Below are 9,667 nucleotides of genomic sequence, written 5' to 3'. Positions count from 1 at the left end.
ATTTTTAAGATATAATATAACATCTTACTTTTTGTAAGGGCTAAGTATGAATCAAATTAAATTGATATTTTTTTTACTGCTGTTTTCTAATTCTTTATTTGCAAATCAAGACAAGCATAGTTATTCAGAAATAGACCGAATAACTGTAACCGCTTCTCCTTTCGCTACTAAGGTTCTTGATTCTGCAGCAGCAATAAAAATACTAGATGGGCAAGAAAAGAGATTAAAACAGACTTTATCTTTAGGTGATTCATTAGCCAGTTACAGCGGTGTTAGCTCAATATCAACAGGCAGCCAGTCTGGGAAGCCAGTGATCAGAGGTTTGAGTGGAAATAGAATAAAAATTTTATGGAATTCAGTGGCGCAAGACTTTTTACAGTTTGGTGTTCGTCATCCTCCAGGTTTAACACCTGTACTGGCCCAAAGAATAGAGTTAGTAAAAGGGCCGATGAGTGTCTTATATGGTGCAGATGCAATAGGTGGCGTTGTTAATTTAATAAGCAGTGATATTCCCATTGGCGCAGATAACATTATTTCTGATGCTAATGTAGGGCTATCGTATCAAACGAATAACTCACAAAAAGATTATAATCTGAGTTTGTCAGGTGGCTCAAACCGATGGGGCTGGAACGCAGCTTTAACTGAGTCTGCGGCTGATAATTTCAAAACACCAAACACTCAATCTTATTACGATTCACAAACACTAAATGCTCCGAAGTTTACCGGTAAAATTCCTTTTACAGACTTCAATATTAAAAATGCTGATGTCGCCATAGGGTATTCCGCCCACCACTTAAATGCGGACTTTCGCATAAACATTTGGAATAACGATCAAAACTTCTTACAACCGAATGGCCTTCCTACAGGTCAAAAGTTACGTAACGAAAACTTTGCAGCAAACTTAAATTATGAATTTTTATCTGAGTGGTCAGCTAATATTAAACTAAGTCTACAAAAGAATGAGAGGGATGCAGTAACAGGCGCTTCCTATCAACAATTAACGGAATATAATAAAGATTTAGCTATCTCTTTAGAGCGAAAGCAAGCCACTATTTCACTCAATCACCCACAAGTACATGGTTGGAAGGGCCAATTTGGCACTGAGCTTGTTAATAAAAATCAGAACACCTCAATTGGCACACTTGTACCGGATGCTGACTATAGTTCTAAAGCGATATTCTTGTATGAAGTATTAGACTCAGATCTATATATAGCTGAGTTCGGTGCGCGTTATGACTCAATAAAACAACAAGCTATTAATACAGAACAAACATGGGTAAGTGATTTTACAGAGCATCAATGGCAAGCACTGAGTGGATCAATTGGTGTAACATGGAAGCTTGACAACCAATGGCTATTGATGAACAGGGTTGCACGAGGTTTTAGAGCTCCCTCAATATTCGACCTTTACGCAAATGGTGTTCATGGTGGTGTGGCTGCATATCAAATAGGTAACCCTGAACTAAAAGAAGAATATTCCTTAAATAAAGAAATTGGCTTAACTTATTTAGGAAATAAACTAGATAGTACAATAACCTATTTCCATAACAAAATAGACGACTATATATACCAAGCAAACTCCTTATCGTTTGATCAAGACTCCTCACTCCCCATATACGTTCAAAAACAAAACAACGCCACTATCGGTGGTGTAGAAGCTGAACTAAATTGGAAGATTAATAAAAAAACCTCCGTCGAAGCAAACTATACATGGATCAATAGTGAGTTAGCGCAAACAACTGAAGAACTTCCTATGATGCCTGCGGATAGTGGCTACATTGCAGTGAATTATTTGTTTGACAATACAAAGCTAACAAAAAATCTACAGCTCAACGCTAACTATTCTTTTTATGCAGATAAACAATCAGCTGGGGCTTATGAGCCATTCTCCCAATATGATGATTTACCTTTTGGAACCGCGTCAACTAAAAGCTATGGACTTTTTGGGATTAGTGCATCGGCAGATTCGCTGTTGCTTGATAAGCCTTTTTTTATTCAACTTAAAATAGATAACCTTTTTGATAAATCATATCGAAATTTTTTAGATACTTATAAAGGTTACACATTAGGAATGGGGCGAAATGTTCGTTTATCTGTATCCATTCCTTTGGTATAACCCTGTGGAGATTAAAATGAAATACCTCGTCAAGCTCAGCTTTTATTCAATTATATTAGGTACTCTCGCAACTGCAATGTTAGATATTTGGAATTGGAGTCGACATTACCTATTTGATACCCCGCTCACCAAATATGAATTTATAGGCCGGTGGATGCTTTATATGTTTGATGGTCAGTTTTACCATACTTCTATAAAAGCATCTCCAGCACTGCCCTATGAGCTATTAGCTGGCTGGTTAGGCCATTATTTTATAGGTATTGTATTTGCTGCCCTTTTACTCCTTGTATTTGGATTAAAATGGCTTGAAAAGCCAATGTTTAAACCTGCAATAATCATAGGTATGGTTACCGTTGTTATTCCTTATTTAATCATGCAACCGGGTATGGGAATGGGTATTGCCGGTTACTTAACTCCCAACCCCATGTTTGTTATTACAAAGGTAATTGTGTCTCATGTTGCTTTTGGGGTTGCACTTTACCTCGGTGGAATATTAATCAAAAGCGTTAAAACTAACAGGTAAAACCAATGCAATAAGCTTCACACCAGCCGTATTACCGTGAGCTGAAAATTAAAAGCGAGAGGCTTTATGCAAAATATACTATCTAATATTTTTAATTTACTACTTTATAACCAAAAGGTGACCTATGAAATACACTGAAAAATTCCAAAACTTGGCAAATATAGCCCAAACTCAAGTCGAAAAAGTAGAAGCCAATACGGTCAACCAGTTGATTGCATCGGGGGCAATAGCACTTGATATAAGAGACCCTGATGAACATGCAAATGGCCATATTACAGGCTCATTAAATATAAGTCGGGGAAAATTGGAAATGCTCATAGAATCTAAGCTTCCAGATTTAAATACTGAAATATTATGCTACTGCAATGCTAATAACCGAGGGGCATTATCGGCGGCCACCCTCAGGTCTATGGGTTATGTAAATGCAAAATACATTGCAGGCGGTCTAAATGAATATAAAAAAGTAGCATAAAAATTAGTTAGATTCTTGTTACAAATGCTTGTCCTGTCCAACGAAAAGGACCGGGATTAGAGCTTAGGTTAAAAGTAAGTACTAATTTAAACTTACTTTTAACTATATATTATTAAAGCCCTCACTTAACTCTAAAAAAACAATTTTTGATATTTAGTTTTTTCATATTATGAACGAAGAAAAGCTAATTACGTTAGGGTCTGTTGATCTTTCAAGGTTAAATTTGCAGCAGTCTGTTTGGTATTTAGGCAAGGCAGAGCCTATGTGGTGTGGTTATTCCCCATAAATAGGCGATAACGCAGCATCAATGCCAAACAGGCGCTGCCCGAAGGGTTCTGCCTAGAAACGATTTACTCTTTGTTGCCTACATGGATGTCGGTAAGGGGCGTGAGCAGGACGCGGAAGCTTTGCTTGGTTTTTACTTAGCCCACTAGGTTACAAACCTCGCGCCGCGATTAAACCGCCCCTAGTTTGAACAAATTTTAATCCGCAAAGGTCAACAGACCCTAATATCTAACCTTGAGTTATAGAGCATTTCGACTTATTCAATTAAATATTAACTTTAAGTATAGACTTCATTCAAAACTTATACTTGTCAGTCATCAAAAATCAACAAGTTAAAATTTACATAAATTAATCAAGCGATATTACTAAATTAGCAGTTTTATTCCTTAAAAATTGAGGGGTTTCATGAGTTAACAACACAATTGTTTTTTTAGCTAACCAAGGAGCCATATTAGCCCATACTCGACACGCCATTGATTCATCAAGATTACTAAAGGGTTCATCTAAAACAACTAGTTCAGGGCTTCGAAGTAATAATCTTGCCAAACAAATACGTCTTGCCTGTCCGCCAGAGACAATACCTCCGGTTTCACCCAACCAATAATTTAAACCATCAGGTAAATTAATCGCCCAATCGTATAGCTCTACTGTTTTTAGAACTGACCAAATATCACCCTCTGAAATGCCATCTAAACCTAATATTAAATTATAACCAAGTGTTCCTGAAAAAATGGCATCACTTTGAGGTAGGTAGCTCACTTTTTTATACCAACTATTAGATGCTATCTCTTGCAGGTTTATTTGGTTAATGTAAACACCTCCATGAGCTGAATCAATACTTTCAATACCCATTAACAAATTAGCAAACGTTGATTTACCAGTACCAGAGCGGCCAATAATTGAAACACACTGGGTCTGTTTTATAGATAAACTAAGAGGCGTATCTAAGCTTTTAGGTATTTTATTATGATTTTTTATATCTATTTGAATATCGCTTAGGGGCTTAATCTCTTTGTATTTACTTGATGGATTAGAACGGGATAAAGCTGCTAGTTTTGTCGCTGCAAAAGAAGTCTGCCCCCAAGAGCTAAAATGATTAGGTAAACTTTGAACAACCTCATAGGTACCTATCAGCATCATTACGAGCATAATTGCTTGTGCTTCACTTATGAGCTGTTCATTAACTGCAAAAAAAGCACTCACAACCACAACAAACAATGCAATATTTAATAATGAATCAAAAATTAGCTGAACATTAGCAATTCTTGCATTCAGCTGTTCTTGCAGAGAGTTAAATAACGCCAATTCGTCAATAATAATCTGCTCATGATGTTGCATTAACCCTATTGACTTTAGCTCAAAGGCGCCACTTAAGTGCTCAATTATTTTTTGCCTAAACTCGTCCATCATACTGGCATATTTATATGAAAGCTTAGCTGTAAACTTGGTTGTTATTGCAATTACTGAGGTAATACCAAATAATAAAAACAAAGCAAAATACAATGCAAAGTCCAACCAAATAAAGCCGGTAAATACAGTTAATATAGTGATCAGTAATACTGAAATAATTGGCGGGACAATATAACGAAGAAGTAAACTATCAAGTGCATCTAAGTTAACCGTTAGCTTACTAAGCCATTCGCTATCAGAACGAGCTCTCAACTGCTCTATGGTTGATTTTGAAAGATTATTAAAAAGAGATAATCTAAAAACAGATATTAATCTTAAAATAGTATCGTGGTTGTAAATTCTTTCTATATACCGAGAGATCGTTCTACTTAATGCAAAAAAACGAATACCGGAGCCGGGTATATATAAATTTAATATAGAAGTAATGCCCAAGCTTATTGCAATACCCGTTAATGCTGTAGCTGTGATAAACCAGCCCGATACCATCAATAAACTCACACCTGAAATAACAGTTAATAAAGCCCAGAAAACACCTAAAAAAAGACGTTTTTTTTGACTTTGGTATAAAAGTTTAAACCAATACTTCATTGTCATCCTCTGTGCTTGTTATTGATAAATCTAAATGGGCATCAGCAATATTCAAAAGTAATGGGTCGTGCGAGGCAACAATTAATATACGCTCTTTTTTAAGTATTTTAAGCGCACTGATAATATATTTTTTACTCAATCTATCTAACTTAGAAGTGGGTTCATCTAATAAAATCAATGGTGCTGGATTTAATAATACTCTTGCAATACTAATACGCTGAATTTGCCCGCCAGATAAACCTTGCCCATGTTCGCCAATAAGAGTATTTAAACCCGTGTGTTTTTGTAATAACTCTTTATCAAGACCAACAATTCGAAGCGCATCAAACATCTGCTCTTTTGTGGCATTAGGTGCTAACACTTTTAAATTATTAAAAACGGTGTCACTTTTTATCCACCCTCTTTGAGGCAAGTACGCAATGGGTGCTGCTTGCGGATAAATACTCATAGTGCCCGCTATCGGTGCTGTATATCCTGCAAGTGTGTTTAAAAGTGTTGACTTACCTGCACCCGAAGGCCCCGTAATACTTAACATTTGTGCTTGTTGTATATCAATATTAATTGTATGAGGAAGTGGTAACTTCTGGTTGTATCCAATGACTAAGTTTTGCAATCTAACCGCAATGTGTTGCTCTGAACCACTATCAGGTACAATTAAATTATAATACATTTTACTTGTAGTGCTTTTTTCATCACATGCATCGCTATCAAGCAATAAGACGAGGTTATTAGCAGAGCCTAAAGCAGTCGCTCTGTCATGGTAAAATGCAGCTAAATTTCTAAGTGGTTGAAAAAATTCAGGTGCTAAAATAAGAATTGCTAACCCTGAAAATAAAGTAAGTTCGCTTGCGGGTCCCCAATCGATTGACCCATATAAAGAAAAACCAATATAGATTGCCAAGCTAGCAATCGCGACACTTGTAAAAAACTCTAATACCGTTGAGGATAAGAATGCGAGCTTAAGCGTTTTCATTACAACGGTTCTGTAACCTTCACTATTAACTTTAACCTCGTCATAAATTGCGCTTTCTGAGCGCAATAATTTAATATAATCAAGATTTGCCACTCTATCTAAAAAGTGACCAGCCAAACGCTGACGGATCAATGAATACTTCTGATTAACTTTTTCCGCGCCCATTCCCACCAAAATCATAAATAACGGAATAAGAGGCGCAGAAATAAGTAAAAGCAATGCCGATAGCCAATCAAGCCAAGCAATAACACTTAATATTAAAATAGGAGATATAATAGCTAAATTTTGCTGCGGCCAATATCTAGAGAAGTAGCTATCCATAGATTCAACTTCTTCTATCCATTGAGCTGCAGAGGCCCCTGCGGAGTGTTTTTTTAACACCAAAGGGCTCGACATCCGCCATTTAGCTAAAATTGATAGCCGAATATCATTTCTGATCAGCACACTGGCTTTTTGACTCAAATGAACTTGTAGTCTTGTAAACAATGGCTGGCCGATTAATGAACCAAAGAGCAATATATAGGAGCTATAAAAGTCATTTAATTGTGCTTTTTCAATAAATAGGCTGTGTGCTAAATAGCTAAAAGTAACCCACTGAATTAAAAGAAGTAACGTAGAGGCTGTTCCTGACAATACAGCCGCATAAAGTAAAAATGACTGTTTTTTACTGTAGCGTTTTAAAAACAGCTTGCCAGTGAGAGCTGGACTCTCACTGGCGGGTTTATTTTTTTTAAGCATCTAGTGGTAACCAGTATCCTTAACTTTCCCTCTAAATACCCAGTAACTCCAGCTTGTGTAACCTAATACAATAGGGATAACAAAAAGAAACCCTATAAGTAAAAATAACTGAGAATTATACGACGAAGCAGCGTCCCAAATAGTAAACTTAGGTGGGACAATATATGGCCATTTACTGGCTAATAAGCCTATGTAACTAAACAAGAAAATACCCATTGTTGCTACAAACGGCATACCGTCACTTTGCTTTTTAACTGAACGATAAACAACGTAAGCACAATAAATCACTAAAACAGGAATTATCCATAACAAGCTTATCTCATCAAACCATCTGCTCATAACGCTGTCATCGATGTAAGGGGTATAAACACATACAATTGCAAACATAACTAAAAATGCGACTAGTAATTTTGGCGTAATTTTATAAGCCCACTCTTGTACTTCACCATCAGTTTTCATTATGAGCCAAGTACTTCCCAATAATGCATAACCTACAACCAATCCTAATCCGGTCAATATGGTAAATACACTTAACCAATCAAGCGGGCCACCAGAATATACAAAACCCTCTGTTTCAAAGCCCTGTATATAAGCACCAACGACCGCTCCTTGAGCAAATGAGGCAACAATAGAACCTACTGAGAATGACCAGCTCCATAAATGTTTTGACGTTTTTGCTTTAAAACGAAACTCAAATGCAACTCCTCTAAAAATCAGTCCAGCCAGTAATAAAAAAACACCTATATATAGTGCAGGTAAAAAAACAGAATAAACCAGTGGAAATGCCGCAAGTAAACCCGCACCACCAAGTACTAGCCAAGTCTCATTTCCATCCCAGACAGGGGCGACTGAATTCATCATTTTGTCGCGTGCTTTTTCGTTTGGGGCAAAGGGAAATAAAATCCCCTGCCCTAAGTCAAAACCATCCATTAATACATACATCATGATCCCAAAACCAATAATGCCTGCCCAAATAATGGTTAAATCAAATGGTTGTTCCATAATTTATTCCTTTTCATCGATAGCAACATGTGCTGCAGAAAACGGACGCATAGGGCGCTCAATTTCATCCATCTCATGTGGTGCACTCGCCTTTTCTATTCCGCCTTTAAACACTTTTAATAAGTAGTAAACACCAGAGCTGAATACGAGTGAATAAACGATGATATACCCAACTAAAGTAAATAGTGCCATACCGCCGGTTAGTGAAGGGGTTAGTCCTTGAGCATGGGTCATTTGACCATAAATCAACCAAGGCGCTCTGCCAGTTTCTGTTACTATCCAACCAGCTAAAACAGCAAAAAACGGGCTTAAACTCATTAATCTTAAGCCATTTAAAAATAAAGGCGATTTATAGTACTGTCCTTTTCTTCTTAAGATTAAGCCCCACAATGCAAACCCTATCATTAAAAAGCCAAGCGCAACCATGATTCTAAACGACCAAAATACAATAAATACTGGTGGCTGCTCTTCTTTAGACACTTCTTTAAGGCCTGGTACTTCACCATCCCAGTCATGAGTTAAAATGAAGCTGGCTAGTTTTGGAATTTTTACTTCAAAATGATTTGTTTGCTCTTCTTTATCAGGTATTGCAAATAGTAACAGTGGAACACCTTTTTGTGTTTCCCAGTTACCTTCCATTGCAGCTACTTTCATAGGCTGATGTTTAAGTGTGTTAATTCCATGAAAATCACCTACAAGCGCTTGTGCCGGAGCTAAGAAAAGTAAAAACCATAATGCGATTGAAAGCGCTTTTCGGTTAGCTTCAAACTCTCTGTTTTTAAGCAGGAACCATGCGCTTACGCCTGCTACAACCAATGCCGCAGTTAAAAAAGAAGCCAAAGCCATATGTAGAAAGCGATATCCAAACGAGGGAGTAAACAATGCCTCAGACCATGAAGAAACATGATAAATGCCATTTACTAATTCTAATCCCTGAGGCGTCTGCATAAGGGAGTTAGCTGCAAGTATCCAAAAAGAAGATATAAATGTACCTAACGCAACCATACAGGCGGCGAATAGATGAACACCTTGTGGCACTTTATCTCTACCGAATAATAATACACCTAAGAAGGCAGCCTCTAAAAAGAACGCAGTCACAACCTCGTAACTCAGTACTGGACCCAAAAAGTTTGCGGTTGCATAGGAGAAGTTACTCCAGTTAGTTCCAAACTGAAAGGACATGACGATACCGGATACAACACCAATACCAAATACGACTGCAAAAACTTGAATCCAAAATTTAGAGAGCCTTTGCCATATTGGATTACCCGTTTTAAATGATAAGAATTCAAAGCCAGCAATTGTGCTTGCCAAGCCTATAGTGAAGACAGGGAATATTGCATGGAAACACACAACAAACGCAAACTGTATTCGGGATAGTAAAAGTGGATCTAGTTCCATATCCATTCCTAATATTTTAAAAATTACGCTCTGATCTATTGACCTTAGCAGAATAAAATTTATTTAACTCACCAGTAATTCATAACAGTAAAAGGCTTTTAACAGCGTTTATTCCATTTTAATATATACACCTTAAATTTTAACATAAGGATTATATTT

7 protein-coding genes are annotated in these 9,667 nt (G+C 36.9%); 3 read left to right on the top strand and 4 right to left on the bottom strand.

Translation table 11 applies throughout. The features are described 5' to 3' along the window. Positions 1-46 precede the first annotated feature (46 nt). The 3 genes from A9479_RS18840 (at position 47) to A9479_RS18830 (ending at position 3,111) form a co-directional block, all read left to right on the top strand. Positions 47-2,116: a TonB-dependent siderophore receptor gene (locus A9479_RS18840; protein ID WP_064664268.1), complete on the top strand. Its 2,070-nt coding sequence runs from the start codon at positions 47-49 to the stop codon at positions 2,114-2,116. 16 nt (positions 2,117-2,132) lie between these two features. Beyond that, positions 2,133-2,639: a DUF2938 family protein gene (locus A9479_RS18835; RefSeq protein WP_064664267.1), complete on the top strand. Its 507-nt coding sequence runs from the start codon at positions 2,133-2,135 to the stop codon at positions 2,637-2,639. Positions 2,640-2,763: 124 nt separating this feature from the next. Further along, positions 2,764-3,111, top strand: a complete 348-nt coding sequence (locus A9479_RS18830; RefSeq protein ID WP_064664266.1) for a rhodanese-like domain-containing protein — start codon at positions 2,764-2,766, stop codon at positions 3,109-3,111. Between the two features lie 633 nt (positions 3,112-3,744). Here the strand turns inward: A9479_RS18830 and A9479_RS18825 are convergent. Genes A9479_RS18825 through A9479_RS18810 form a run of 4 tightly spaced genes read right to left on the bottom strand, consistent with a single transcriptional unit; the run spans position 3,745 to position 9,508 of the window. Beyond that, entirely contained in the window at positions 3,745-5,394 is a 1,650-nt protein-coding gene (locus tag A9479_RS18825; protein WP_064664265.1) for an amino acid ABC transporter ATP-binding/permease protein, read from the bottom strand. Further along, complete coding sequence (gene cydD / locus A9479_RS18820; RefSeq protein ID WP_064664264.1) at positions 5,378-7,105, bottom strand: thiol reductant ABC exporter subunit CydD; 1,728 nt, start codon at positions 7,103-7,105, stop codon at positions 5,378-5,380. The genes A9479_RS18825 and cydD overlap by 17 nt, the downstream gene beginning before the upstream one ends. Beyond that, positions 7,106-8,107, bottom strand: a complete 1,002-nt coding sequence (gene cydB / locus A9479_RS18815; RefSeq protein WP_016899620.1) for a cytochrome d ubiquinol oxidase subunit II — start codon at positions 8,105-8,107, stop codon at positions 7,106-7,108. A 3-nt stretch (positions 8,108-8,110) separates the two neighbouring features. Continuing rightward, positions 8,111-9,508, bottom strand: coding sequence for a cytochrome ubiquinol oxidase subunit I (locus A9479_RS18810; RefSeq protein ID WP_064664263.1), 1,398 nt, complete (start codon positions 9,506-9,508; stop codon positions 8,111-8,113). Positions 9,509-9,667: the final 159 nt, after the last annotated feature.

Origin of the sequence: Pseudoalteromonas sp. MQS005 (assembly GCF_001661605.1) — a bacterium.
GTDB lineage: Bacteria > Pseudomonadota > Gammaproteobacteria > Enterobacterales > Alteromonadaceae > Pseudoalteromonas > Pseudoalteromonas tetraodonis.
This window is presented reverse-complemented; position numbering and strand designations above follow the sequence as displayed.

What these genes read in the sequence shown, in the direction of transcription:
- A9479_RS18840 (WP_064664268.1), top strand. Translation starts at nt 47, where the DNA reads ATGAATCAAATTAAATTGATATTTTTTTTACTGCTGTTTTCTAATTCT.
- A9479_RS18835 (WP_064664267.1), top strand. Translation starts at nt 2,133, where the DNA reads ATGAAATACCTCGTCAAGCTCAGCTTTTATTCAATTATATTAGGTACT.
- A9479_RS18830 (WP_064664266.1), top strand. Translation starts at nt 2,764, where the DNA reads ATGAAATACACTGAAAAATTCCAAAACTTGGCAAATATAGCCCAAACT.
- A9479_RS18825 (WP_064664265.1), bottom strand. Translation starts at nt 5,394, where the DNA reads ATGAAGTATTGGTTTAAACTTTTATACCAAAGTCAAAAAAAACGTCTT.
- cydD (WP_064664264.1), bottom strand. Translation starts at nt 7,105, where the DNA reads ATGCTTAAAAAAAATAAACCCGCCAGTGAGAGTCCAGCTCTCACTGGC.
- cydB (WP_016899620.1), bottom strand. Translation starts at nt 8,107, where the DNA reads ATGGAACAACCATTTGATTTAACCATTATTTGGGCAGGCATTATTGGT.
- A9479_RS18810 (WP_064664263.1), bottom strand. Translation starts at nt 9,508, where the DNA reads ATGGAACTAGATCCACTTTTACTATCCCGAATACAGTTTGCGTTTGTT.